The 1,149-nt window shown below is 43.9% G+C and carries 1 protein-coding gene and 1 pseudogene; both read right to left on the bottom strand.

All coding sequences use genetic code 11. The features are described from left to right. Nucleotides 1-18: 18 nt before the first annotated feature. Nucleotides 19-162, bottom strand: coding sequence for a hypothetical protein (locus AVJ20_RS19045; RefSeq protein WP_416240556.1), 144 nt, complete (start codon nucleotides 160-162; stop codon nucleotides 19-21). 33 nt (nucleotides 163-195) lie between these two features. Further along, nucleotides 196-1,098 (bottom strand): annotated as a pseudogene (locus AVJ20_RS17970) (cytochrome ubiquinol oxidase subunit I); the annotation flags it as partial. Nucleotides 1,099-1,149 lie beyond the last annotated feature (51 nt).

Genomic DNA, 1,149 nt, shown 5'->3' with positions numbered 1-1,149 from the left:
ACCCAAATTAAGGATAAATCAATCATGGTTTTTCTCCTGTGGTTGTACTTCAAGCGACTCATCAATCGTACTCATTGGACGATTTGATGCACGAATGACCTCACCATCGCTATGGGCTTGAGAATGAATGAACTGTGGTCCTTTAACCATCAATTTGAGCATGTAATAAATCCCAATACCAAATACGACGCAGTAGACAATCACAAAGATTATTAAGGTTAAACCGACTTGTTCTGCCGATACTGGTGACAAGGCATCTTTGGTACGCAGTACGCCATACACGACCCAAGGTTGACGCCGACTTCTGTGGTAAACCAACCAGCAAGCAGGGCAATAAAGCCTGAAGGTCCCATACATAAGGCAAATTTGTGTAGCCATTTTGACTCATAAAATTTCCCAGTTTTACGCAACCATGCACCCATCAGAGCAAGCAAAATCATCAAGACTCCCATACCGACCATAATGCGGAAGCTCCAAAATACTACGAGCGAGTTTGGTCGATCTTCAGGGGCAAATTCTTTTAAGCCTTTCACCTCTCCCTCTAAGGTGTGCGTCATGATCAGACTACCGAGGTTCGGAATGCCAATTGCATACTTGGTTTCTTCCGCCTCCATATCAGGAATACCGAACAAATATAACGGCATGCCATGATCTTTATTAGTTCCCCAGTGACCTTCAATCGCAGCAAGTTTCGCAGGTTGATGTTCTATGTATTTAGACCATGCATATCCCCCACAAATACCTGTAAAGGTGCAAGTGCGAGAATCATCCACATCGCCATAGAAAATGATTTTTTTACTAAGGCATCACGGCGACCTTTGAGTAAGTGCCATGCTGCAGTAGCAGCGACCAATAAGCCAGATACAAGGAATGCTGCTAGAGCCATATGCGCTAAGCGATAAGGGAATGATGGGTTAAAAACGATAGCAAACCAATCTTGCGGCACTATAATGCCATTTTCAAAGCTGAAGCCTTGTGGAGTTTGCATCCAGCTATTGGAAGATAAAATCCAAAACATGGAAATACAGTGCCAATTGCCACCATCAGTGTGGCAAAGAAATGGGTTTTAGGACCCACTCTTCCCCAACCAAACAGCATAATGCCTAGGAAACCCGCTTCTAAGAAGAAGGCACTCAAGACCTCATAACT

It is taken from the genome of Acinetobacter sp. CFCC 11171, assembly GCF_003268405.1.
GTDB classification, from domain to species: Bacteria; Pseudomonadota; Gammaproteobacteria; order Pseudomonadales; family Moraxellaceae; genus Acinetobacter; species Acinetobacter amyesii.
This window is presented reverse-complemented; position numbering and strand designations above follow the sequence as displayed.

What these genes read in the sequence shown, in the direction of transcription:
- AVJ20_RS19045 (WP_416240556.1), bottom strand. Translation starts at nt 162, where the DNA reads ATGCTCAAATTGATGGTTAAAGGACCACAGTTCATTCATTCTCAAGCC.